This is a genomic window from Streptomyces sp. NPDC058653 (assembly GCF_042716895.1).
Taxonomy (GTDB): domain Bacteria; phylum Actinomycetota; class Actinomycetes; order Streptomycetales; family Streptomycetaceae; genus Streptomyces.
In genome coordinates, this window is the sequence record NZ_JBHXRM010000007.1 from 74584 (window position 1) to 97922 (window position 23339).

A 23339-nucleotide genomic window follows, 5' to 3' on the forward strand; every position below is an offset into this window, starting at 1 on the left:
GCCGCACACGGAGGGGCCCCGGGACGACCGTTCCGGGCCCCGGACCGGTCCGAGGGCGGCCGGCCGCCGACTTCAGCGTCCGGCCGGCCGCCCCCGCGGAACCGGCTACTCCTTCCTGAGCCGCTCCTCGTCGCTCAGCCCGGCGGCGGCCGGGTCGAGCACACGGGAGAGGAAGGACTTCGTACGGGCGTGGCTCGGGGCGCCGATCACCTGGGACGGCGGGCCCTCCTCCACGATGACCCCGCCGTCCATGAAGACGACCCGGTCGGCGACCTCCCTGGCGAAGCTCATCTCGTGCGTGACGACGAGCATTGTCATCCCCTCGTCGGCGAGCGAGCGCATCACCGCGAGGACGTCACCGACCAGTTCGGGGTCGAGCGCGGACGTCGGCTCGTCGAACAGCATCAGCTGCGGGTCCATCGCCAACGCCCGTGCGATCGCGACCCGTTGCTGCTGACCGCCGGACAACTGGGCCGGGTACGACGACTCCTTGTCGGTCAGCCCGACCCGCGCCAGCCGCTCGCGGGCGACCCGCGCCGCCTCCTCCTTGCCGCGTCCCAGCACCCGCCGCTGGGGGAGCGTCAGATTCTGGAGCGCGGTCAGATGCGGGAAGAGGTTGAACGACTGGAAGACCATCCCGATGCCGCGGCGCACCTTGTCGATGTCCACGTCCGGGTCGGTGACCTCGGCGCCGGCCACCAGGATCGTGCCCGACGTCGGCTCCTCCAGCCGGTTCACACAGCGCAGCAGTGTCGACTTGCCCGAGCCCGACGGGCCGATGACACAGACCACCTCGCCGCGCGCGACCGTGAAGTCTATGCCGGCGAGGACCTCCAGCGTGCCGAACGACTTGTGCAGCGCGCGTACTTCGATCGCGGGCGCGTCCCCGGTCACTCCCGCGTCCCCGGTCACTCCCGCGTCCCCGGCCGCCTCCGCGCCGCCCGGGGCCGAGGGCTTCTCCACCGGTTCTGTCACCGTTCTCACCTCGCCTTTGCCGTGCGCGCTTCGAGCCGGCGGACCAGATGGCCCAGCGGCAGGGTGATGACCAGATAGCAGAGCCCGGCGATGAGGATCGGTGTGAGGCTGCGGTTCTGGTTGAGGGCGTCCCGGCCGAACTTGGCCAGCTCGTACTGCGACAGGGACAGACCCAGCAGATAGACCAGCGACGAGTCCTTCGTCAGCAGGATCAACTCGTTGGTCAGCGGCGGCAGTACGATCCGCAGGGCCTGCGGGATGACGATCGAGACCATCGCCCGGCCCTGCGACATACCGAGCGAACGCGCTGCCTCCGTCTGCCCCTTGGGCACGGCCTGGATACCGGCCCGGATCGTCTCCGCCATGTAGGCGGCGCCGACCAGACCGAGGGCCAGCATCACCGTCACGTACTGGTTGATCGCCACCTGGAAGGCGAGCGGCACACCGAACCCGAGGGCGATGAAGACCAGCAGCGCCGGAATGCCCCGGAAGAACTCGATGTAGACGATGGCCAGCCAGCGGTACGGCGGCACCTGCGACAGCCGCATCAGCGCGAGCAGCAGCCCGAGGGCCAGCCCGAACCCGAAGCCGAGCAGGGTGTAGACGACGGTGTTGACCAGCGCGGTCGTGATGATGTCGGGGAACTGCTCCTTGGCGACCTCGACATCGAAGAACGCCCGCTGGATCTCCCCCCAGTCGGCGGCCTGGGCGATGGCGAGCACCACCACGGCCAGGACGGCGTACTGAACGCTCCTGATGACGCGGGTGCGTTGTCGGCGGGTCATGGACATCGGTGGTGGTTCCTCAATTCTTGGGAGCGGCGGGGAACCACTTCTTGTATATGGCGTCGTAACGGCCGTCGGACCGGGCCGCCTCGATCACCTTGTTGATCTCCTCGCGCAGGGCGTCGTTCCCGGTACGCACCCCGACACCGTACTTCTCGCCGGTCTCGAACTCGGTCGTGACCTCGGTGTCCGGGTTCTCGCGCACGTACTCGAAGAGCACGCCGTTGTCGTTGACGGCGGCGTCGACCTGACCGGTCTTCACGGCGGTGAGCAGCAGCGCCAGGTCCTCGAACTGGACCGTCTCCACGCCCTTGCCGTTCTTCTTCGCGTACTCCTCACCGGTCGTTCCCTGCTGGACGCCCAGCTTCTTGCCCTTCAGGCTCTCCAGCGAGTCGAAGCCGGAGCCCTTCTTGGTGACCAGCGCCTGGGTGGCCTCGAAGTAGGGCGCGGAGAAGTCCAGGTTCTCCTCACGTACGGGCGTGATCGTCATGCCGGCGGCGGCGACGTCACACTTGCGGGCGTTGAGGTCCTCACCCGTCTGGATGCCCTCGAAAGGCGTGTCGACGATCTCCTGGGTGACATCGAGCTCCTTGGCGACCAGATCCACCAGGTCCACGTCGAAGCCGACGATCTTGTTGTCCTGGCGGGACTGGAAGGGCTCGTACGGGAGATGGGTGCAGGTCGTGAGCTTTCCGGACTTCACCAGCTCCACCTTCGAGCCGTCGGACCCGGTGGACTCGGTGCTCGTGCATCCCGTCAGGACGACAAGGGCTGCTGCGGTGGCTACTACGGGCGACACGAACGCGGTGCGCGGGGACAAGACGCCTCCAAGCGGGGTACGGACGACAGCCCACAGGGTGTGTGAGTTGCGCAGATCTTGCCACCGGAGGTGCCGGATGTCTCCTCACCAGCGGTGGAGTTGATCAGGTCGTCATATGACGGCGACACGCGGGCGGGTGGTGAGCCGGCCGCGACCGGGGGGCCGGTCGGCGTTCGCGGTCCGCCGTCGTCCGTCGCGCACGGGGCGGGGCCGGCCGGCCGGTGGGGCCCTCGGCTACGCGATCGGGGTCGTCTGCGTGCAGTTGGTCCACTCCACCCACTCCCGCGCGCCGCCGTTCTTCGGTCCCTTGGCGTACATGGGGTCGCCGGTGATCGTCTGGTTCTTCTCCTCGTGCGTGATGTCGATGCCGAAGAGCTTGAAGCCGAGCGACACCTGACCGGCCGCGACGCCGAACCCGATGCCGAGCGAGGCGTTCCACCAGTCGGTGTTGGCGTTGTAGTCCAGCCGGGAGAGCTTGCCCTTGTCGTGCAGGAGGCGCTCCAGCGGCCCCGCGTCGCTGCCCGGTGCCTCCGCCGCCTCCGAGGGGGTCGGCAGGGCGTCACTGGCGGGGAAGTCGCCCCGGCCGCGCAGCCAGTCCTCCACCAGCTTGCTGTCGCCGTCGTTGTCCAGCACGACCTCGGCGGACTCGGTGTGGATCTTGGAGTTGATGGTGCCGCCACCGCCGCCGACATCGATGGTGACCGGCGTGCCGGGGATGTTCGCTCCGCCCCCGGCCTGCACCCCGGCGCCCCCGCCGTTCTCCTGGCTGGTGGTGATGACCAGCTTCTCCGGGCGGTGCTCCTTGCCGTCCTTCTCCTCCTGGTCGAACGTCTTCGCGTCGTACGTGACGGCCACCTGCTGCATCCGGGTGGCCTTGCCCTGCGCGAGCTCCCCGCCCTTGGCGTCGACGCTGAAGGTGTAGATGAAGGTGATCTTGCCCGCGTCCGGGCCGGTGTTGGCGCGCATCACCACGACGTCCTCGGTCATGGTGCCGGTCCCGAACTCACCCGATATGTTGCCGAGATCGGTCGGCTTGCCGTCCTTGTCCTTGCCGCCCTTGCCCTTGGTGAAGGACTTGCCGAAGCTCACCCCGCCCGCGACCTCGGTACTGGTCTTGGTGATGTCGACGTCCGGCGCCAGCTCCGGTTCGAGGTCGGGCTTCTTGGAGGCCGCGTCCGACTGGCAGGCTCCCATCGCGGCACCGGGGTTGTAGCCGCTCTGGTAGCGGCAGCCGTCGTTCTGCGCCAGGTACGAGGCGAACTTCCGCGCGTCGTTGAGGTTGAGTTCCAGATCCTTCTGCGGGTCGCCGGTCTTGTTGCCGTTGAAGAGCCACTGGCCGCCGCTGCCGCTGCCCTTCATATAACTGCCGCTCAGCGAGGCGCTGCCGCCCCAGTCCTTCAGACCGGGTATCCCGGCGGAGATGCTGGCGGTCGCACCGATGCCGCCCTCGCCCACGCGCTCCAGGGTGACCGTGCCGTCCGACCACTGCTGGAGCTTGACCTGCTCCGAGCCGCTGATCTTGATGAAGAGGATCTGGACGACGACCGTGTCCTTCGTCTGATCCTGCGAGAGCAGGCACTTGGCGGGCTGGAAGGGGTCGCCCGTCGGACCGTCGGGTATGTCGCCGCCCCCACCGCCCCCACCGCCGCCGTCCCCGCCCCCGTCCCCGGAGTCGCAACCGTCCCCGCCGTCCCCGGCGTTGACGATCCGGCACACCGCGTCCTGAAGCCCCACGGCCGTATCGGTGGGAACGGTCAGTGCCACGATCGCGCCGATGATCGCCGCGACGACACCTATCAGCGCGACGTACTCGACACCGCCCTGGCCTCTCTCCCGCCGGCGTCGCGACCTCAGTACCGACCTCGTGCCGCTCATCCGGACTCCTCACCCACGCCGTCACCCGAACCGTTCACTCACCATTTCCCTGAGTGGCGAGGAGGTTAAGGACAGGGGTGGGCCCAGGAGCAGGGCCTCAGGGCCCACTCACGGGCCCAGCTCGGGACGGCGGTCAGTTTCGGGCCGCGGATGGGGTCGCTACGGGCACGCTGGGCGTGGATACGGGCGTGGAACGGGTCCGAGACGTAGCCGCTGCCGTCGGCTCCGACGGCCCCGACGGTGCCACCGACCGCGCGGGCGACGCGGACGGCGCCGCCGAAGGCGCCGTGCTCCCCGACGGAGCACCGGACGGCGGAGTCAGCGGCGTGCTCTCCCCGTCGCCGTACATGTCCTTCGGCCCGCCGTCGGGCAACTCGCCCAGCTTCCGCAGCGCCTCACGCGCCCTCGGCGCCCCCAGCGGGGAGAAGTGGGGATTCGTCCGCAGCGCCTCGTCCAGATGGCGGCGCGCCGGGCCGTCCATCCCCAGCGCGCGTTCGATCTCACCCCGGTGGTACGCGAAGAGCGCGCTCCGCATCCCCTGCTCCGTCGCCCTCTTCGCGTACGGCAGCGCCTTCTTCGTCTCACCCGCCCGGTACAGCGCCCACCCCAGCGTGTCGGAGACCTGCATGCTGCGGTGGCCGCGCCGCCACTGCGACTCCAGCCGCTCCACCGCCGACCGGGGACTGCCGTGGTCGGCCTCGAAACGGGCCAGCGTCAGCTCCTCGTCGACCCCGTCGGCCTGCGCCCGCGCCGTACGGTCCCGCAGCAGCTCGTACTGGCTCCGCGCGTCCCCGTCCAGCCCCAGCGAGTCGAACAACTCGCCCAGCTCCAGGGCGTATTCGGGCATCGGGCGCTCCGCGAGCGCCGCCTGGTAGTCCTGGCCCGCCTCCTCCGCCCTGTCCAGCGCCACGAGGGCGCGCGCCCGGCCCGCCAGCGACGGATGGTGGTCCGGCGCGGCCTTCAGCGCCCCGTCGTAGTACCGCAGCGCCTCCGCCGGCTCGCCCCGCTCCCAGGCGAGAGCGCCGAGGGCGTTGAGCGCGCCGGCCTTCTCGGCGGGTGTGGCCGCCTTGCCCGCAGCCTCGTCCGCCTTCGCCGCCGCGTCCTCGCGCCAGCCCCGGTCGCGGTAGACCTGCGACGAGACGGACAGCACGCGTGCGCCGGAGCGCAGCGACCGCAGCTTCTCCAGGGCCCTGCCCGCCGCCGGGTAGTCGCCGAGCCCGTTGTACGCCTCGATCAGGACCGGGTACGTCGCCCAGCGCGAGGGGGCCGCCTTCCGTACCGCCTCGCCCCACTTCCGGGCCGCCGCGTAGTCGTGCCGCGCGTTCGCCAGCGACGCCAGACCCGCGACCGCCGCCGGGTTGCGCCGCTCGCCGGGGGTGACGGCGAGCGAGCGGCGCAGCGCCCGCTCGGCCTTCGGGTAGTACGCCGTGTCGGCCCGCAGCCCGCCGCGCTCCACGTACGCCGCGCCCAGCACGGCCCAGGAGCCGGCGTCCCTCGGGTTCTTCCGCAGCCAGGCCTCCCGGTCCCTGATGAGCGCCGCCACGTCCGGCAGCGAGGCGGGCCCGCCCGCGCCGACGGCGGCCCGGGCCCGTGCCTCGGGGCCGGGCGGTGGCGGCTTCTCGTCCCCGTCCGGTACGAGCACCAGGACGCCCGCGACGAGTACCGCCCCCACACCCACCGCCAGAGCGGCCTTCCGGATGTGCCTCATGTGCAGCGTGTTCCAGGTGCGTTTGGCGTCCATGTGATTACTGTGCGTCAATACGAAGACCACACCCGTCCTTGTGGTTGTGGATCGCAGACGGGTTCACACCGATGGCCCCGGAGTGCCACGCTGGGATCATGGATGACCTCGTCGCGGCCGCGTCCCCCGCCTCCCCAGCCACCGTCGCCACGGACAGCCTCCTCGCCGAGCTGCGAGCCGGTCTGCCCGCCGAAGCCCTGATCACCGACCCCGACATCACGGCCTCCTACGCGAACGACATGGCGAGCTTCTGCGAGGCGGGCTCCCCGGCGGTCGTCGTGCTGCCGCGCACCGTCGAGCAGGTCCAGCACGTGATGCGCACCGCCACCGCCCTGCGCGTCCCCGTGGTGCCGCAGGGCGCCCGTACGGGACTGTCGGGCGCCGCCAACGCCTCGGACGGCTGCATCGTGCTGTCCCTCGTCAAGATGGACCGCATCCTGGAGATCAGCCCCGTCGACCGGATCGCGGTCGTCGAGCCCGGGGTCGTCAACGCGGTGCTCTCCCGCGCGGTCGGCGAACACGGTCTCTACTACCCGCCGGACCCCTCCAGCTGGGAGACCTGCACCATCGGCGGCAACATCGGCACCGCGTCCGGGGGCCTGTGCTGCGTGAAGTACGGCGTCACCGCCGAGTACGTCCTCGGCCTGGACGTCGTCCTCGCCGACGGCCGCCTCCTGACCACCGGCCGCCGCACCGCCAAGGGCGTCGCCGGATACGACCTCACCCGGCTGTTCGTCGGCTCGGAGGGCAGCCTCGGCGTCGTCGTCAAGGCCGTCCTCGCGCTCAAGCCGGCCCCGCCCCGGCAACTGGTCCTCGCTGCGGAGTTCTCCTCCGCCTCCGCCGCCTGCGACGCCATCTGCCGGATCATGGAACGCGGCCACACACCGTCCCTGCTGGAACTGATGGACCGCACCACCGTCCGGGCCGTCAACTCCCTGGCCGGCATGGGCCTGCCCGAGACCACCGAGGCGCTCCTGCTCTGCGCCTTCGACACCGCCGACCCGGCGGCCGACCTCGCCGCCGTCGGCGAACTCTGCACGGCCGCGGGCGCCACCGAGGTCGTCCCCGCCGACGACGCCGCCGAGTCCGAGATGCTGCTCCAGGCACGGCGGCTGGCGCTCGTCGCGCTGGAGGCGGTGAAGGGCACCACGATGATCGACGACGTCTGCGTCCCGCGCTCCCGGCTCGCCGAGGTCCTCGAAGGCATCGACCGCATCGCCGTCAAGTACGACCTCACGATCGGCGTCTGCGCCCACGCGGGTGACGGCAACACCCACCCCACCGTCTGCTTCGACGCCTCGGACCCCGACGAGTCCCGGCGCGCCCGCGAGTCGTTCGACGAGATCATGGCCCTCGGCCTGGAACTGGGCGGCACCATCACCGGCGAGCACGGCGTCGGCGTCCTGAAGAAGGAGTGGCTCTCGCGCGAACTGGGCCCGGTCGGCATGGAGTTGCAGCGCGGCATCAAGAAGACCTTCGACCCGCTGGACCTGCTGAACCCCGGAAAGCTCTTCTGACCTCAGCACTCACCCTCCGCCGACTCGTCGGACGGCCACGGGTTCCGCAGCCAGGGATCGTCGGCCGGCATCGGGGCGAGCAGCCGCGTCAGCCCGGCGTCGATCCCCAGCCGGTCCGCCTCCGTGCCCGGCGGCACGAGCCGCAACGTCCGCTCCAGCCACGCCGAGACGGCCGCCGAAGGAGCCTCCAGGAGCGCGTCGCCGTCGGGGGAGCTGAGCGCCACGCACAGGACGGTGCGGCCGTCGACCTTCGTGGGCCAGACCCGTACGTCACCGTGCCCGCACGGCCGGAACACCCCTTCGACCAGAAGTTCGCGTGCGAACGTCCAGTTGACCGGCGTGTCCGAAGAGATGTGAAAGGTGATGTGCACCGCGTACGGGTCGTCCGTGCGATACGTCAGCCTGGCGGGGACAGGGATGCTGCGCTCGGGCGAGAGCACCAGATCGAGCTCCAGCTCGCGTTCCACCACGGTGTGCATGTCAGGGCTTCCTTCCTCGTACGACGCCCGGGAGTGGGCCGTACCGGTTGAGAGCGCCGACTCCCGCCGTCATTACGCGACTTCGGGCAAGAACTTGCTCCCGCGACCTACCGTGACTCTTTCGTGACCGAATCGAGGTCCAAACCGCTGGATGGACCCTGGGCCAGCCGGTGGTCTGATAGATGTGGACCCTTGAATTGAGCCCATCGAAGAGATACGGGACCACGGTGATGAGCGCCCCGACCTCGGCCACCGGAGACGGCAGCCCTTCCCCCGGCTACTACCCGGACCCTTCCATTCCCGGATACGTCCGGTACTGGAACGGCGGCTCCTGGGTACCCGGCACCAGCCGGCCGGCGCCGCAGGCGGGCGAGGCCATGCCGGAGCCCCCGCCGGGAGTGGCCCCCGCGCCCTCCGCCCGGCGGACCCCGGCCCCGTCGACCCCCGCGGTCGAGGAGACGGGGCCGATGTTCTTCGACGAGGACCCGGCCGACGAGCCCCGTCAGGAACCGGCCTCCGTCTGGCAGGCGGACACCCGGCGCCAGACCGGCTTCGGCGGCGAGCGCGACGCCCGGGTCTCCTGGGGCGAAGGCCCGGGGGACCCGCGCGGGCGGCCCGGCGAGACGGGCACCCAGGGCCCGCAGGGAGCACCGGAACCGGAAGACGCCAGGGACCCCCGGTTCGCCAGGGACGTGCGCGACCCCCGGGTACCCGGCCAGGCCACGGAACCCCCGGTCGACCCCACGGGTGGCGCACTGCCCGGCGTACGGTCCCTGGGACCCGACCCCGGCGCGGGCCAGGACGACGAGGACTCACCGCGCAACGAGGGCACGGTCGCGATCCGCCTCCCGCGCCCCGGACGCGGCGGCCGGGCCGCCCGTACCGGCGAGTCCGCCACGCCCGCGCCCCGGAGCGGCGACGCGCCCACGGACGGCCCCGACGTCCGCCCGGTCGGCGGCGCCCCGGACGGCCGGCAGGCCACCGGCCGTACCGGCCAGACCGAGGGCACCATGGCGCTGCGCGCCCTGCGGCCCCGCTCGTCCGGCCCGGCGGGCGCCCCGCCGGCCCCGCCCCAACCCGGGCCCCACGCGCCCCAACCCCACGCTCCCCAGCCCCAGACGCCTCACCAGTCCCAAAGCCCGCAGCAGCCGGACATGCTCGCTTCCCGGTCGATGCAGCCCCCGGCCCACCCGGTCGCCCCCGGCCCCGGCCCCGGCTCGTCCTCCTGGGCGCAGCAGGTGCACCAGCTCGCGCAGTCGTCCGGCGGGCCGTCCGCCGGGGCCGACCCCGTGGCGGGCCCGCCGGTCGTGCCGTGGAAGCCGCCCGTCGACGACCCGTTCCTGCGGGCCGCGCAGGCCCAGGCGGCGGCCCGCCCCGCCGCCCTCGGCAGACGGTTCGTCGCCCGGCTGATCGACACCGTCGTCCTCCTCGGGGTCGTCGGGGCCCTCTCCGTACCTCTCGTCTCCAAGGCGCTCGCCCATATCGACGACAAGGTCGAGGCGGCGAAGCAGACCGGCGAGACCGTCACCGTCTGGCTGATCGACGGCACGACGGCCGGCTACTTCGGCGGGGTGCTCGCCGCGCTGCTGGTCATCGGCGTCCTGTACGAGGCGCTGCCCACCGCCAAGTGGGGCCGCACGCTCGGCAAGAAGCTGTGCGGTGTCGAGGTGCGGGACATCGGGTCCTTCGAGTCCCCGTCCTTCGGCTCGGCCCTGCGCCGCTGGCTCGTGTACGGGCTGCTCGGCGTGCTCGTCATCGGCATCGTCAACGTCGCGTGGTGCTTCTTCGACCGCCCGTGGCGGCAGTGCTGGCACGACAAGATCGCGCGCACCTTCGTCGCGGGGTGAGTGGGGGGCGGGGCGCCCCGCGCGGGATGACGCCGGGTCACCCGCGGGCGGAGGCTCCTCCGAACGGCGGTTGATCCGTTGCGGGCCTCCACGCGGCGCGGTGCACTGCCCCCATGAGCAACGATCAGCCGCCGCCCGGTGAGCCGCCCGAGGACGACCCGTTCCGCAAGCAGCCGCCGCCCGGCTCCACGCCGCCCGGCGGCGGTCCCCCTCCGGGTGGCGGTACGCCGCCGAGGTACGGGGAGCCGTACGGCGGGGCCAACCCGCCACCGGCGGGTGACCCGTACGGCGGATCCGCTCCTCCTCCGGCGGGTGATCCGTTCGGGGGAGGCGATCCACTGCGCGGGATGCCGCCGCTCGCGGCCGTGAGCAGGCGCGTCCTGGCGCGTATCGTCGACTGGATCATCGTCGCGATCCCGCTCGCGATCATCGCCATTCCGTTCAGCGTCTACCGGCACTGGTCGGACGAGTCCAACAGCTGGGACGACACGGTCAACGGCATGAACGGCGGGGGCCAGTGGGTCTTCCGGGTCATCACGATCATCGCGTTCATCGGCTACGACATGGCGATGACGCAGTGGCGCGGCCAGACCATCGGTAAGAAGCTCTTCAAGATCCGTGTGGCGATGCTCAACGACGGCCGGGTGCCCGACTCCCGTGCCTCGTTCCTGCGGGCCGTCGTGCTGTGGCTGCCCGCACTGGTCTGCTGCGCCTGCCTCTGGCCGCTGCTTCTGCTGATCCTGCTGCTGCTCGACCGGCCCTACCGACAGGGCCTGCACGACAAGGCGGCGAGAACTGTCGTGGTGTCAGCGCCGCAGTGACGCCGGGATCCGGGTCCCGGGGGCCGAGGACGACTCCGGCCGGGCGGCGGAAGCGGCGGTGGAGTTGTCCGTAGGACTCGTACGGACCGGCTGCGAGGCCTCCGTACCGCGTGGCCCCACCGCCTTCACCGAGACGAGAAGACCGAGGCAGAGGGCGACGAGCGCGATCAACGCGATGCCGACGACCGAAGTGACGCCGGAGAGGAGCAGCATCGCGAGTGTGGAGAGGACGACGGTGGCGGAACCGTAGGCAAGCTGTGCGGCAGTCGGACGCGGCATGGCTGATCCGTCCCTCGGGGCAATCGAGTGTGATTTCGGGGGTGTTGGGGGTGTCTCGCGTGTCTGCGCGGAGTCGCACTGTCAAACGACCCTACGACGGTGAATGCCCGGCAGGAACCGACAGTAAGCGTGACCTAACCCACGACGCCGGAGCATGGGGGGCGCACGGAGTCACGCGCCCCCGCTATATGACATATCGGTGCGCCCGTCGGCGGTCCTCACCGCGTCCGGATACCGGAACAGAACGTGTGCATAGTGCACTTGGCCTGTTCAAGTCAAGGGCTGTCTTTTCTCCTTCAACTCCGGTCGAATGTCGTCACTTGTGACGCGCACCCCGCGCGCGGATCCCCACACAGCCGGTCCGCGGACTCCGGGTGCGGGGAGAGGACAGCATCAAGTGACCATCAATCGACGGGCGATCAGAGCGTCCGCGGTGTTCGTGGCCCTCGCCACGGCGGCCGCGACAGCGTCGGCGCTCGCCCCGGCCCAGGCCGAGGGCAACCCCACAGCAGGTCCGGCGAGCATCGAGCGCCGCGATCCGGCGCCGCGCAAGGGCGATGTCGGGCACGACCTCGACGGCCCCTTCAGCAAGCAGCGGGAACAGCAGCGCAAGGCCGCGCTGGAGCAGGTGATCTCCGGTGACGCCAAGATCATGAAGCGCGGCGGCTCCCAGGTCGTCAAGCTCGACGACAAGAAGTACGTCGAGCTGGGCCGGGAGAAGACCGACAAGATATTCACGATCCTGGTGGAGTTCGGCGACGAGGTCGACGACACCACCACGTACGACCCGGACGGTGCCGACGGCCCCGAGGCGCCGATCACGAAGTACGGCGGCGAGCCCGGCCCCCAGCACAACGAGATAGCCGAGCCCGACCGGAAGGTGGACAACTCCACCGCCTGGCAGGCCGACTACAACCAGCAGCACTTCCAGGACCTCTACTTCGGTGAGGGCAAGGACAAGAAGGGTCAGCAGAAGGAGTCGCTGAAGACCTACTACGAGAAGACCTCGTCCGGCCGCTACTCGGTCGACGGTGAGGTCTCCGACTGGGTCAAGGTCAAGTACAACGAGGCCCGTTACGGCTCGAACTACTGCGGCGACAGCAACTGCGCCAACGTCTGGGACGCGGTACGCGACGGCACCGCCGCCTGGGCCGCCGACCAGAAGGCCAAGGGCCGTACCGACGCCGAGATCAAGACGGACCTCGCGAGCTACGACGAGTGGGACCGTTACGACTTCGACGCCGACGGGGACTTCAACGAGCCCGACGGCTACATCGACCACTTCCAGATCGTCCACGCGGGCGAGGACGAGTCGGCCGGCGGCGGCGCCGAGGGCGAGAACGCCCTGTGGGCGCACCGCTGGTACGCCTACGGCACGGACGCCGGCAAGACGGGCCCCCCGGAGAACAAGTCCGGCGGCACGCAGATCGGCGACACCGGCATCTGGGTCGGCGACTACACGATGCAGCCGGAGAACGGCGGACTCGGCGTCTTCGCGCACGAGTACGGCCACGACCTCGGTCTGCCCGACCTGTACGACACCGCGGGTGGCGAGAACTCCACCGGTTACTGGACCCTGATGTCCGCCGGCTCCTGGCTCGGCCGGGGCAAGGGCTCCATCGGCGACCTGCCCGGCGACATGACCGCCTGGGACAAGCTCCAGCTGGGCTGGCTCGACTACGACGAGGCCAAGGCCGCGACCGGGTCGACCCACAAGCTGGGCGTGTCGGAGTACAACACGAAGAACCCGCAGGCGCTCGTCGTCGAGCTGCCGAAGAAGCCGGTCACCACGACTGTCGTGAAGCCCGCCGAGGGCTCCAAGCAGTGGTGGAGCGACATGGGTGACGACCTCAAGAACACCCTGAGCCGCCCCGTCGACCTCACCGGCAAGGCCAAGGCGTCGCTGGAACTGGACGGCTGGTGGGACATCGAGGCCAACTACGACTACCTGTACGCCGAGGTGTCGGAGGACGGCACCAACTGGACCCCGGTCGACGGCACCGCCGACGGCAAGGCCATCACCCGTGACGCGGGCGACAAGCCGGCCCTGACCGGTCCCTCGGGCGCGTACAAGAAGCTCGTCTACTCCCTGGACGCCTACGCGGGCAAGAAGATCGACGTCCGCTTCCGCTACCAGACCGACGGCGGCGCCGGCGGCAAGGGCTTCGCGGCCGACGCGATCAGCGTCGTCGCGGACGGCACCCCGCTCTTCACCGACAACGCCGAGGGCGACGACGCGGGCTGGACCTCGAAGGGCTTCTCGCGCATCGCGGAGTCGTTCACCAAGGACTACGACCAGTTCTACATCGCGGAGAACCGGCAGTACGTCAGCTACGACACGACCCTCAAGTCGGGCCCGTACAACTTCGGCTTCAAGGCGCCGAAGGCCGACTGGGTCGAGCACTACGCGTACCAGAACGGCCTCATGGTCTGGCTCTGGGACACCTCGCAGAAGGACAACAACACCAGCGTCCACCCCGGCAAGGGTCTGATCCTGCCGGTCGACGCGCACGCCAAGCCCCTGAAGTGGGCCGACGGCACGGTGATGCGCAACAAGATCCAGACGTTCGACTCGTCGTTCAGCACGTTCCCGACCGACCTGTTCCGGCTCCACAACGCCGACAAGGCGCAGTGGATCCTGCCCCAGGCCGGGAAGCCGGTCTTCGACGACCGCAAGGGCACCTACTGGTACGCCGAGAACCCGACCGGGTCCGTCGACGTTCCTGACACCAACACCAAGATCTCCATCGTGAGCGAGCCGCTCAGTGGCTCCACGATGACGGTGAAGGTGGACCGCTCGACCAAGTAACGGACATCTTCGCAGGTCAAGCCATGATCGGCCGTCGCCCCCTAGCGGGCGGCGGCCGATCGTGTTTAGGTGCGTCCTACCGACTCTTATTGACACGACGTCTTACGGGGGGATTGAGGACATATGGCAGGCGGAGGCTTCAGCAGACTCCCGAACGGCACCGTGGTGGTGGCGCTGACCGTGCCCAGCCCGGCGACCGAGGGTCGTACGGTCCGGATCCTGGTCCACGCGATGAACCGGGCCCGCGCCCTGACCAGGCTGCGGAATCTGGGACTGCGCGCCGTCTATCTCCGCGGCAACGCGGAACCGCCCACACCGGACGAGATCACGGCGGTGCTGCACCATCCGGACGGCCTGCTCTGGCGGGCCACACCGGAGTGCGCGCAGGAGCTCTGGCAGCCCATACGGGCCCTGCTGCGCCCCGCGCGGCGCTACGGGGCCACGGAGCCGCGCGGCGGCCGCACAGGCATGCCGGCGGGGCCCCGCACGGGCACCCTGCCGGGCCCCTCGCCGGCCCCGCGCTCGGAGCTCCCGACGGGCAGCGGGAGCGACCTGAGCGCGGCCTAGGGCCTGTCCCGCGGATCTGTCGCGCGGCGGGCCGGCCCGGGCCGGACGGGGCCTAAGCCACGACCGGCTTGCCGGTCAGGCGTACGCCCGCCGCTCGCAGCTCCTCCAGGGCCCGCCGCGTGGTCCCCTCGGCGACGCCCGCCGTCAGATCCAGCAGCACGTGTGTGGTGAATCCCTCACTCGCCGCGTCCAGGGCGGTCGCCCGTACGCAGTGGTCGGTGGCGATCCCGACGACGTCCACCTCGCTCACGTCGCGCGCCCTCAGCCACTCCGCGAGCGTCACGCCGTTCTCGTCGGCGCCCTCGAAGCCGCTGTACGCCCCCGAGTACGCGCCCTTGTCGAAGACGGCGTCGATCGACCCGGAGGCGACGGCGGGCGCGAAGTTCGGGTGGAAGCCCACCCCCTCGGTGCCCGCCACGCAGTGGACCGGCCAGGTGTGCTCGTAGTCGGGCCGGGTGGAGAAGTGGTTACCGGGATCGATGTGGTGGTCACGCGTCGCGACCACATGGCGGTAACCGGCCGTCGTCTGGCCGATCAGATCGGTGATGGCCGCGGCGACGTCGGCACCGCCCGGCACCGCGAGGCTGCCGCCCTCACAGAAGTCGTTCTGAACGTCCACGACTATCAACGCGCGGTGCATGGCGGCTGTCCTTCGATGGGGAGCGGGCGGGGGTCACAGAGCTTATGGGGTGTCTTCGGGATCTCGCCGGAGGCCGGCCTGTCCGAGCCAGGCGTTCCCGGCCACTGTCCGTTCATGCCTTCCCCACCTCTTCCGTCCCTCGTGTACGTCACATGTAGACGGTCGGGATCACCGGCTCGCCGCGCGACAGCTGGATCGCCGACATCGGCAGCGCCGCCCGCGCCGCGACATGCCGCTCGCGCACCGCGTCCAGCGGCTCGCGCGCGACCACCTCGCCGCCCTTGACCAGCTCCACCAGCAACTGGCGGTCCAGCAACTCTGCGGGCACCGGGCCCGTACCGACGACCTCCGCGTCCGCGTACCCCTCCGCGTCCAGGCGCCGCGCCGCCCACTTGCGCCCGCCGATCGAGGTCTTGCCGCCCAGCGACTTCTTCGCCACCGCGTGCAGCGGCGCCTTCGGATCCGCGGAGTGGGCACGGGCCACGAGTTTGTACACCATCGAGCAGGTCGGGTGCCCGCTGCCGGTGACCAGCTGGGTGCCGACCCCGTACGCGTCCACCGGCGCCGCGGCCAGCGACGCGATCGCGTACTCGTCCAGGTCGGAGGTGACCACGATCCTGGTGTTCACCGCGCCCAGCTCGTCGAGCTGCTGCCGCACCCGGTGCGCGACGAGCAGCAGGTCGCCGGAGTCGATGCGGACGGCGCCCAGCTCGGGCCCGGCGACCTCCACGGCGGTACGGACCGCCTCGGCCACGTCGTAGGTGTCCACGAGCAGCGTCGTACCGCTGCCGAGCGCGTCGACCTGCGCCTGGAACGCGTCCCGCTCGTTGTCGTGCACCAGGGTGAAGGCGTGCGCGCTGGTGCCCACCGTCGGGATGCCGTAACGGAACCCGGCCGCCAGGTCGGACGTGGTGTCGAAGCCGCCCACGTACGCGGCGCGCGACGCGGCGACGGCGGCCAGTTCGTGCGTGCGGCGCGCCCCCATCTCGATCAGCGGGCGACCGCCGGCCGCCGCCGACATCCGGGACGCGGCGGCGGCGATCGCCGAGTCGTGGTTGAGGATGGACAGGACCACCGTCTCCAGCAGCACGCACTCGGCGAACGAGCCCTCGACACGCAGGATCGGCGAACCGGGGAAGTACACGTCGCCCTCCCGGTAGCCCCAGATGTCGCCGCTGAAGCGGTAGTCGGCGAGCCAGTCGAGCGTGGGCCCGTCCACGATCTCCCGCTCGCGCAGGAAGGCGACGACATCCGGGTCGAAGCGGAAGTTCTCGACGGCGTCGAGGAGTCGGCCGGTGCCGGCCACGACTCCGTAGCGCCGCCCCTCCGGCAGCCGCCGGGTGAAGACCTCGAAGACGGAGCGGCGCTCGGCCGTCCCCGCCCGCAGCGCGGCCCGGAGCATCGTCAACTCGTACTGGTCGGTGAAGAGCGCCGTCGACGGAACACCGACCCGCCGGCCGCCCTCGTCCTTCGCCAGGCCCTTCTCAAGGTCCGCAGAGTTCATGCCGACAATTCTACCGCGCATCTCGTCAGAGTGACGATTTCTCACGGGCGTTCGGACCGCCGTTTGTGCGACACACCCCCACGGGTGGCAGCATGGGGGGCAGTGAGGCTGTGCATCCCGGGGCGCACCCCTGGGACCCCCGGCGGAGAAGAAGGTCGTCCCGAACCGTGAGTGTTGCCCCGACAGAGATCGAACTTCCCGAGTCGGCCGAGGAGACGTTCACCGTCCCGGAACCTGACGTGCCGTGGATGACCATCGTCCACAACGACCCTGTCAACCTCATGAGTTATGTGACGTACGTCTTCCAGACGTACTTCGGCTACTCCAAGGACAAGGCGCACAAGCTGATGCTCGACGTCCACCACAAGGGCCGTGCCATCGTCTCCAGCGGCAGCCGCGAGGAGATGGAGCGCGATGTGCAGGCGATGCACGGATACGGCCTGTGGGCCACGCTCTCCCAGGACCACGCCTGATGGCCGGGCAGTTCGAGGCGATCCCCGGCGGTGGCGCCGCCGTCGCGCTCGACGAGGTCGAGATCTCCATCCTGCGCTCCCTCGCCGTCCAGCTCCTGGAGCTGATCGGCCCCGGTGAGGAACCGGCCAAGGGGGAGGACCCCCTGGCCGCGCTCTTCGCCGAGGGGCCCAGCAAGCCGCCGTCCGACCCCGCGCTCGCCCGGCTCTTCCCCGACGCGTACGGCTTCGGCGACGACACCGACGACGAACTGCGGGAGTACGCCGCCGAGTTCCGGCGCTTCACCGAGAACGACCTGCGGACGCGCAAGCGCGAGGACGGCCTCGCCGTCGTACGGACCCTGGACGCGCTCTCCGCCACGGGCGAGGGCGGCGCCGTACTGAAACTCGCGCCCGAGGACTGCCGGCACTGGCTCGGCGCGCTCAACGATCTGCGCCTGACCATCGGCAACCGCCTGGAGATCTCCGACGAGGACGAGGGCGAGAGCCTGTACCGGCTCTCCGACGACGACCCGCGCAAGCCGATGGTGATGGCGTACCTGTGGCTGGGCGCGCTCCAGGAGACGCTGGTCGAGACGATGATGCCCTGACGGGACGGGACGGGACGGCGGGCGCGGGATCTCCCGGACGGCCCGCCACGGCGTCTTCGCCGGCCCCTCACACCGTCCGACTCCCGCCCCCACGCGCCCTCACACCGTCTTCGGACGGACACCTTCCGTTTGCTCAACGGACGCTCAACTCCTCATAACGATCCCGTCTCCGCGCCCGCATGCTTTGCGATTCGGCGTGTGATTCGTCCGCTTCTTCCTGTGTGCCGCGCCACAGCGACCTCCGCGGATCGCCGCCGGAGCCGTGGTAAATCTTCACGACCACCGGCACAGGCAGGGAGAAAGGGCGCATCACCATGACCTCCCCACAGGTCGACAACACCTCGGAAGGCCCCTCCGGCAAGACCTCGGAGGAGGGCTACGAACGCGGACTCGGCAGCCGCCAGGTCCAGATGATCGCGATCGGCGGCGCCATCGGCGTCGGGCTGTTCATGGGCGCCGGCGCGAACATCGCCAAGGCGGGGCCGAGCATCATCCTGATGTACGCCCTCGCCGGCGTGGTGATCTTCTTCATCATGCGGGCGCTCGGCGAACTGCTCCTCTACCGGCCCGTCTCCGGCTCGTTCGCGGAGTACGCCCGGGAGTTCCTCGGCCCGTTCTTCGGATACGTGACCGGCTGGACGTACTGGCTCATGTGGATCGTCACCGGCATGGCCGAACTCACGGCCGCCGCGATCTACATCCACTTCTGGTTCCCCGCGATCCCGCAGTGGGTCAGCGCCCTGGTCTTCCTCGTGGTGCTCTTCGGCGTCAACCTGATCTCCGTCAAGATCTTCGGCGAGGTCGAGTTCTGGTTCTCGATGGTCAAGGTCACCGCGATCATCGGCATGATCGTCATCGGACTCGGCGTACTGACCCTCGGCTTCTCGGACGCGGGCGAGACCGCCGCCACCGGCAATCTCTGGCAGCACGGCGGCATCTTCCCCAACGGCATCGGCTCCAGCCTGATGACCCTCCAGGGCGTGATGTTCGCCTACCTCGCCGTCGAACTCGTCGGCGTCACGGCGGGCGAGTCCGAGAACCCCGAGAAGACGCTCCCCAAGGCGATCAACACGCTGCCCTGGCGCATCATCGTCTTCTACGTCGGAGCGCTCACCGTCATCCTCGCCGTCGTGCGGTGGACCGAGTTCAGCGAGGGCGAGAGCCCGTTCGTCCACGCCTTCGCCAAGATCGGCATCCCGCTCGGCGCCGGCATCGTCAACTTCGTGGTGCTGACGGCGGCACTCTCGTCCTGCAACTCCGGCATGTACTCCACCGGCCGGATGCTGCGCGACCTCGCCGCCAACAAGGAGGCCCCCCAGGCCCTCGGCAGGCTCAACACCCGCCGGACACCGGCGGCCGGCATCGCCGCGTCCGTCGCCCTGATGGGCATCGGCGTCGTCCTCAACTACGTCGTCCCGGAGAAGGCGTTCCTCTACGTCACCTCGGTCGCCACCGCGGCCGGGATCTGGACCTGGATGATGATCCTCATCAGCCACATCAAGTACCGCTCCGCCGTGGTCGCCGGTCGGCTGCCGGCGTCCTCGTTCCCCGCCCCGGGCGGCTCGGCGCTGAGCTGGGTGGCGCTGGTCTTCCTGGCCTTCGTGACCTGTCTGATCGCCTACGACTCCGACGCGCGCATCTCGCTCTACGTCGGCGCCGTCTGGGCGGTCTTCCTCGTCGGCGGCTGGGCGCTGCTCAAGCGCGGCGACAGGGACCTCGCGGGCCCGGGCCGGGACGAGCCGGAGGGCCCGTACGAGCCGGAGTACGCGAAGATCTCCGACTGACCCGGCCGCACGCGGCGGCCCCGGTCCCGCTCCGCGGCCCCGGCCCCGCCGGCGCCCCACGCGCCGTCCCACCGGCCGTCTCACCAGGTGGCCTCCGTATCTCAGCCGCGGAGGCCACCCGTTTATCCTTCCACTCATGCTCACCATCACCCAGGCGCTGTACGACCAGATCGTCGCCCACGCACGGGCCGACCACCCCGACGAGGCCTGCGGCCTGATCGCGGGCCCCGAGGACAGCGACCGGCCCGAGCGCTTCATCCCGATGCGCAACGCGGCCCGCTCACCCACGTACTACGAGTGGGACGGCGACGAGCACAACCAGGTCGACAAGGAGATGCGGCGGCGCGAGGAGGACGTGATCGTCGTCTACCACTCGCACACCGCGACCGAGGCGTACCCCTCCCGCACCGACATCGACCGGGCCGTGGAGCCGTTCGCCCACTACGTGCTGGTCTCCACCGCCGACACCGACGACATGGGCCCGTTCCAGTTCCGCTCGTTCCGCATCGTCGACGGCACGGTCACAGAAGAGGAAGTCACGGTCGTCTGACACACTGACGCCGAACCAGGGCGGCAGGACCCAGGAAGCCGGTGCGAATCCGGCACGGTCCCGCCACTGTGACCAGGCCCCCCTTGCACCCGGGGGCCCGGAAGCCAGGAACTGACCTGTCGCCCTTCTCCCACCATGCCAGGGGACGCGGAAATCCCCCGGAGGAGGCCCAGTCATGTCCTTGCGGCGCCACGCCCTCATACCGGCGGCCCTGCTTCCGCTGCTGCTCCCGCTCGCCGCCTGCGGCTCCGGCCCGGAACCGGCCGAGCACGCCGGAGCGCCGGCCGCCGGATTCCCGTACACCGTCGCCAACTGCGGTGTGCGGACCACCTTCGAGGCACCCCCGAAGCGTGTGGTCACGATGAACCAGCACGTCACCGAGATCATGATCGAACTCGGTCTCACCAACTCCCTCGTCGGCACCGCCTGGCTCGACGACGCCGTCCTGCCCGCCTACGAGAAGGCGTACGAGAGCGTCCCGGTCGTCGCCAAGGAGTACCCCTCCAAGGAGAAACTCCTCTCCGTCAATCCCGACCTCGTCTACGGCGGTTACACCAGCGCCTTCGCCGCCAAGGACGGCCGCACCCGCGACGACCTGGCGGACGCCGGTGTCGACACCCGGCTCAATCTGGAGAACTGCCCCGAGGACGGCGGTACTTCCATGGACGACCTCTTCCGCGAGATCAAGGAGGTCGGACGGACCTTCGGCGTCGCCGGCCGCGCCGGGAGGTGGACAGCCGACGCACGCGCCACGCTCGCCACCACCGCCGCCGGACTCAAGGGCGTCAAGCCGGTCCCGGTCTTCGTCTACGACAGCGGCGACAAGACCGCCTTCACCGCGGGCGGCGCGGGCATCGGCAACGAGCTGATCGAACGGGCCGGCGGCCGCAACGTCTTCGCCGACCTCGACAAGTCCTTCGGCGACGCCACCTGGGAGCAGGTCGTCGCCCGCAGGCCCGAGACGATCGTCATCTACGACTACGGCTCCACCACCGTCGCCCAGAAGAAGAAGCGGCTGCTGGAGGACCCCGTACTGAAGGACGTCCCGGCGATCAGGAACAAGCGTTTCGCCGTGATGCCGCTCTCGGACGCCGTCCTCGGCGTCCGCGCCCCCGCCGCGGTCGGCCGTCTCGCAGACCAACTCCACCCGGAGGCGGGCGAGTAGGGCCCCGGCCGTGAGCTGCAGGACAGCACCCGTCCGGCGCGGGCCGCGCCACGCCCTGGTCCTCACCGGGCTCGCCGCGGCGCTCGCCTGCGCCGTCGTCGCCGGGCTCGCGCTCGGCTCCGTCCGTATCCCGCCCGGCGAGGTCCTCACGATCCTCTCCGGCCGCGCGGACCCGGGCCCCTTCCGCACGATCGTCCTGGACGTACGGCTGCCGCGTGTGCTGCTCGGCGCGGTCGTCGGCGCCGGGCTGGCCGTCGTCGGCACCGTCCTCCAGGCCCTCGTACGCAACCGGCTGGCCGACCCGTTCCTGCTCGGGATCTCCTCCGGGGCGTCCACCGGCGCCGTACTCGTCCTGGTCCTCGGCATCGGAAGCGGTATCGGCGGCGGGATCACCACCACCCTCGCCATGCCCGCCGCCGCCTTCGCGGGCTCGCTCGTCGCGATGACCCTCGTCTACGCCCTCGCCCGGCGCGGCGGCACGATGACCGGCGGGCGGCTCGTCCTGGCCGGGGTCACCGTCTCGTACATCCTCTCCGCCCTCACCACCCTGATCCTGGTCGTCTCCGCCCGGCCCGAACACTTCCAGGAGGCGCTGTTCTGGTCGCTCGGCGGGCTCGGCAGCGCCCGCTGGAGCACACTCGTCGTCCCGGCCCTCGTCCTCGTCGCCGGGACCGCCGCCCTCATGGCGCTCGCCCGACCGCTGGACCTGCTGCTGGTGGGGGAGGAGGGCGCGACCGCGCTCGGGCTGGACACCGCGCGCTTCCGCGCCGCCGTCTTCGTCCTCGCCTCGCTGGTCACCGGCGTGATGGTCGCGGCGAGCGGCGCGATCGGCTTCGTCGGGCTGCTCGTGCCGCACGCCGCGCGGATGGCGGTCGGGGCGGCGCACCGGCCGCTGCTGCCCGTCGCCGCGCTCGGCGGGGCGGTCGTGCTCGTCGTCGCGGACCTCGCCGCCCGTACCGTCGCCGCGCCGCAGGACATCCCCGTCGGCGTCCTCACCGCGCTCACCGGCGGCCCGTTCTTCCTGTGGCTGATGCGCCGCCGCCCCGAAGGAGCCCCGGTATGAGCGCCGAGACGAACCCTGACAGGAGATCCGGTGCCGCGACACTGCGCGTGGAGGGCCTGTCGTACGGAGTCGGCGACGGCCGGCACCTCGTCGACGCCGTCGACCTGACCGCCGCCCCCGGCGAGACCGTCGGGCTCGTCGGCCCCAACGGCAGCGGCAAGACGACGCTCCTGCGCTGCGTCTACGGCGCGCTGCGCCCCACCCACGGCCGGGCCCTGCTGGACGGCGGGGACCTGCACACCATGACGGCCAAGGCGCGTGCCCGGCGCGTGGCCACCGTCCCGCAGGACGGACAGACCGAGTTCGAACTCACCGTCCGCGAGGTCGTCGCCATGGGCCGCTCGCCGCACCGGCGGTTCTGGGAGCCGGACACGGCGGCCGACCGCGCCCTGACCGACGCCGCCCTGACACGCGTCGGCATCGCCCCGCTCGCGGACCGCGCCTTCCCCTCCCTCTCCGGCGGCGAACGCCAGCGGGCCCTCGTCGCCCGCGCCCTCGTCCAACGGCCCGCGCTCTTCGTCCTGGACGAACCGACCAACCATCTGGACATCCGTCACCAGCTCGAAGTCCTCAGCCTGATAAGGGAGTTGGGGACGACCAATCTGCTCGCGCTGCACGACCTCAATCTCGCCGCGTACTTCTGCGACCGGCTGTACGTCCTCAAGGCGGGCGAGGTCGTCGCCTCGGGAACCCCCGCCGACGTCCTCACCCCCGGGCTGCTGGCCGATGTCTACGAGGTGGCGGCCGAGGTCACGCCCCACCCCCGGACCGGGGCCCCCACCGTGGTCTATCTGCCCGCGTCACCGGCCGCCGCGGGCACCGGTCCCGCCGCCACGTCCAACTGACGAACGGCGAACGTCCATCATCCGAGATCACATACCGGGATGCGGACCGGGAATCGATACGATGACCCCATGGTTTCCCACGACGTGAGCGACAAGACACCAGGCGATCTGCTGGTGGCGCGGCTGCACGTCGATCTGTGCCGACTCGCCAGCGCCATGTGTACGGCCGGCGCTGCCGCCTGAGCCGCGGCAGGACGCCCATCCCGAGCACCA

The 23339-nt window shown here is 70.8% G+C and carries 21 protein-coding genes, 1 pseudogene and 1 riboswitch; of the genes and pseudogenes, 13 read left to right on the forward strand and 9 right to left on the reverse strand.

What is annotated here, in order from left to right; genetic code table 11:
- Positions 1-105: 105 nt before the first annotated feature.
- The 5 genes from ACFWU9_RS08595 to ACFWU9_RS08615 all read right to left on the reverse strand — a co-directional run bounded on the left by ACFWU9_RS08595 (position 106) and on the right by ACFWU9_RS08615 (position 6196).
- A complete protein-coding gene (locus ACFWU9_RS08595) occupies positions 106-912 on the reverse strand; it encodes an amino acid ABC transporter ATP-binding protein (protein WP_384315952.1) in 807 nt (268 codons plus the stop codon).
- Positions 913-980: 68 nt separating this feature from the next.
- A complete protein-coding gene (locus tag ACFWU9_RS08600; protein ID WP_384315701.1) occupies positions 981-1766 on the reverse strand; it encodes an amino acid ABC transporter permease in 786 nt (261 codons plus the stop codon).
- Positions 1767-1779: 13 nt separating this feature from the next.
- The gene (locus tag ACFWU9_RS08605; RefSeq protein WP_384315703.1) at positions 1780-2580 is read right to left on the reverse strand and encodes an ABC transporter substrate-binding protein; all 801 of its coding nucleotides are present in this window, start codon (positions 2578-2580) and stop codon (positions 1780-1782) included.
- A 234-nt stretch (positions 2581-2814) separates the two neighbouring features.
- Positions 2815-4455: a hypothetical protein gene (locus ACFWU9_RS08610; RefSeq protein WP_384315705.1), complete on the reverse strand. Its 1641-nt coding sequence runs from the start codon at positions 4453-4455 to the stop codon at positions 2815-2817.
- A 133-nt stretch (positions 4456-4588) separates the two neighbouring features.
- Positions 4589-6196, reverse strand: a complete 1608-nt coding sequence (locus ACFWU9_RS08615) for a tetratricopeptide repeat protein (RefSeq protein ID WP_384315707.1) — start codon at positions 6194-6196, stop codon at positions 4589-4591.
- Between the two features lie 98 nt (positions 6197-6294).
- Here ACFWU9_RS08615 and ACFWU9_RS08620 point away from each other — a divergent pair, with 98 nt between their 5' ends.
- On the forward strand, positions 6295-7713 hold the full coding sequence (locus ACFWU9_RS08620; RefSeq protein WP_384315709.1) for an FAD-binding oxidoreductase: 1419 nt from the start codon (positions 6295-6297) through the stop codon (positions 7711-7713).
- A gap of 2 nt (positions 7714-7715) precedes the next feature.
- Here ACFWU9_RS08620 and ACFWU9_RS08625 read toward each other — a convergent pair whose 3' ends face one another.
- Positions 7716-8192, reverse strand: coding sequence for an SsgA family sporulation/cell division regulator (locus ACFWU9_RS08625; protein WP_384315711.1), 477 nt, complete (start codon positions 8190-8192; stop codon positions 7716-7718).
- A gap of 230 nt (positions 8193-8422) precedes the next feature.
- On the opposite strand from ACFWU9_RS08625, the gene ACFWU9_RS08630 reads away from it, so the two are divergent.
- Positions 8423-10039, forward strand: coding sequence for an RDD family protein (locus ACFWU9_RS08630; protein WP_384315713.1), 1617 nt, complete (start codon positions 8423-8425; stop codon positions 10037-10039).
- A 113-nt stretch (positions 10040-10152) separates the two neighbouring features.
- Positions 10153-10860, forward strand: a complete 708-nt coding sequence (locus ACFWU9_RS08635; RefSeq protein WP_384315715.1) for an RDD family protein — start codon at positions 10153-10155, stop codon at positions 10858-10860.
- On the opposite strand, the gene ACFWU9_RS08640 is transcribed toward ACFWU9_RS08635, so the two are convergent.
- Positions 10846-11139, reverse strand: a complete 294-nt coding sequence (locus ACFWU9_RS08640) for a hypothetical protein (protein ID WP_384315716.1) — start codon at positions 11137-11139, stop codon at positions 10846-10848. The genes ACFWU9_RS08635 and ACFWU9_RS08640 overlap by 15 nt on opposite strands.
- Before the next feature lie 397 nt (positions 11140-11536).
- Between ACFWU9_RS08640 and ACFWU9_RS08645 the strand changes: the two genes are divergently transcribed.
- Positions 11537-13948 (forward strand): immune inhibitor A domain-containing protein, encoded by a 2412-nt coding sequence (locus ACFWU9_RS08645; protein WP_384315718.1) that lies wholly within the window; start codon positions 11537-11539, stop codon positions 13946-13948.
- A 123-nt stretch (positions 13949-14071) separates the two neighbouring features.
- Positions 14072-14368: pseudogene (locus ACFWU9_RS08650) on the forward strand (hypothetical protein); the annotation flags it as partial.
- 199 nt (positions 14369-14567) lie between these two features.
- Here the strand turns inward: ACFWU9_RS08650 and ACFWU9_RS08655 are convergent.
- Positions 14568-15155, reverse strand: a complete 588-nt coding sequence (locus ACFWU9_RS08655) for a nicotinamidase (RefSeq protein ID WP_384315720.1) — start codon at positions 15153-15155, stop codon at positions 14568-14570.
- Positions 15156-15303: 148 nt separating this feature from the next.
- On the reverse strand, positions 15304-16659 hold the full coding sequence (locus tag ACFWU9_RS08660) for a nicotinate phosphoribosyltransferase (protein WP_384315722.1): 1356 nt from the start codon (positions 16657-16659) through the stop codon (positions 15304-15306).
- Positions 16660-16826: 167 nt separating this feature from the next.
- Here ACFWU9_RS08660 and clpS point away from each other — a divergent pair, with 167 nt between their 5' ends.
- The 8 genes from clpS to ACFWU9_RS08700 all read left to right on the forward strand — a co-directional run bounded on the left by clpS (position 16827) and on the right by ACFWU9_RS08700 (position 23309).
- Complete coding sequence (clpS, locus tag ACFWU9_RS08665; RefSeq protein ID WP_189106923.1) at positions 16827-17132, forward strand: ATP-dependent Clp protease adapter ClpS; 306 nt, start codon at positions 16827-16829, stop codon at positions 17130-17132.
- Positions 17132-17719 (forward strand): DUF2017 domain-containing protein, encoded by a 588-nt coding sequence (locus ACFWU9_RS08670; RefSeq protein WP_384315724.1) that lies wholly within the window; start codon positions 17132-17134, stop codon positions 17717-17719. Before clpS ends, ACFWU9_RS08670 begins: the two co-directional genes overlap by 1 nt.
- A gap of 314 nt (positions 17720-18033) precedes the next feature.
- A complete protein-coding gene (locus ACFWU9_RS08675) occupies positions 18034-19503 on the forward strand; it encodes an amino acid permease (protein WP_384315726.1) in 1470 nt (489 codons plus the stop codon).
- Positions 19504-19639: 136 nt separating this feature from the next.
- Complete coding sequence (locus ACFWU9_RS08680; protein ID WP_384315728.1) at positions 19640-20053, forward strand: Mov34/MPN/PAD-1 family protein; 414 nt, start codon at positions 19640-19642, stop codon at positions 20051-20053.
- Positions 20042-20188: riboswitch (cobalamin riboswitch) on the forward strand. Its footprint overlaps the gene before it by 12 nt.
- 40 nt (positions 20189-20228) lie before the next feature.
- Complete coding sequence (locus tag ACFWU9_RS08685) at positions 20229-21218, forward strand: ABC transporter substrate-binding protein (RefSeq protein ID WP_384315730.1); 990 nt, start codon at positions 20229-20231, stop codon at positions 21216-21218.
- 10 nt (positions 21219-21228) lie between these two features.
- Positions 21229-22281: a FecCD family ABC transporter permease gene (locus tag ACFWU9_RS08690; RefSeq protein WP_384315732.1), complete on the forward strand. Its 1053-nt coding sequence runs from the start codon at positions 21229-21231 to the stop codon at positions 22279-22281.
- The gene (locus ACFWU9_RS08695) at positions 22278-23126 is read left to right on the forward strand and encodes an ABC transporter ATP-binding protein (protein ID WP_384315733.1); all 849 of its coding nucleotides are present in this window, start codon (positions 22278-22280) and stop codon (positions 23124-23126) included. Before ACFWU9_RS08690 ends, ACFWU9_RS08695 begins: the two co-directional genes overlap by 4 nt.
- A 69-nt stretch (positions 23127-23195) precedes the next feature.
- Positions 23196-23309, forward strand: coding sequence for a putative leader peptide (locus ACFWU9_RS08700; protein ID WP_354608293.1), 114 nt, complete (start codon positions 23196-23198; stop codon positions 23307-23309).
- The last annotated feature ends 30 nt before the right edge of the window (positions 23310-23339 follow it).

Bases quoted from the DNA above. Each gene is read 5' to 3' on its own strand.
- ACFWU9_RS08635 (WP_384315715.1), top strand. From the start codon at position 10,153: ATGAGCAACGATCAGCCGCCGCCCGGTGAGCCGCCCGAGGACGACCCG.
- ACFWU9_RS08640 (WP_384315716.1), bottom strand. From the start codon at position 11,139: ATGCCGCGTCCGACTGCCGCACAGCTTGCCTACGGTTCCGCCACCGTC.
- ACFWU9_RS08695 (WP_384315733.1), top strand. From the start codon at position 22,278: ATGAGCGCCGAGACGAACCCTGACAGGAGATCCGGTGCCGCGACACTG.
- ACFWU9_RS08660 (WP_384315722.1), bottom strand. From the start codon at position 16,659: ATGAACTCTGCGGACCTTGAGAAGGGCCTGGCGAAGGACGAGGGCGGC.
- ACFWU9_RS08625 (WP_384315711.1), bottom strand. From the start codon at position 8,192: ATGCACACCGTGGTGGAACGCGAGCTGGAGCTCGATCTGGTGCTCTCG.
- ACFWU9_RS08600 (WP_384315701.1), bottom strand. From the start codon at position 1,766: ATGTCCATGACCCGCCGACAACGCACCCGCGTCATCAGGAGCGTTCAG.
- ACFWU9_RS08655 (WP_384315720.1), bottom strand. From the start codon at position 15,155: ATGCACCGCGCGTTGATAGTCGTGGACGTTCAGAACGACTTCTGTGAG.
- ACFWU9_RS08680 (WP_384315728.1), top strand. From the start codon at position 19,640: ATGCTCACCATCACCCAGGCGCTGTACGACCAGATCGTCGCCCACGCA.
- ACFWU9_RS08700 (WP_354608293.1), top strand. From the start codon at position 23,196: ATGGTTTCCCACGACGTGAGCGACAAGACACCAGGCGATCTGCTGGTG.
- ACFWU9_RS08630 (WP_384315713.1), top strand. From the start codon at position 8,423: ATGAGCGCCCCGACCTCGGCCACCGGAGACGGCAGCCCTTCCCCCGGC.
- ACFWU9_RS08615 (WP_384315707.1), bottom strand. From the start codon at position 6,196: ATGGACGCCAAACGCACCTGGAACACGCTGCACATGAGGCACATCCGG.
- ACFWU9_RS08675 (WP_384315726.1), top strand. From the start codon at position 18,034: ATGACCTCCCCACAGGTCGACAACACCTCGGAAGGCCCCTCCGGCAAG.
- ACFWU9_RS08670 (WP_384315724.1), top strand. From the start codon at position 17,132: ATGGCCGGGCAGTTCGAGGCGATCCCCGGCGGTGGCGCCGCCGTCGCG.
- ACFWU9_RS08685 (WP_384315730.1), top strand. From the start codon at position 20,229: ATGTCCTTGCGGCGCCACGCCCTCATACCGGCGGCCCTGCTTCCGCTG.
- ACFWU9_RS08610 (WP_384315705.1), bottom strand. From the start codon at position 4,455: ATGAGCGGCACGAGGTCGGTACTGAGGTCGCGACGCCGGCGGGAGAGA.
- ACFWU9_RS08620 (WP_384315709.1), top strand. From the start codon at position 6,295: ATGGATGACCTCGTCGCGGCCGCGTCCCCCGCCTCCCCAGCCACCGTC.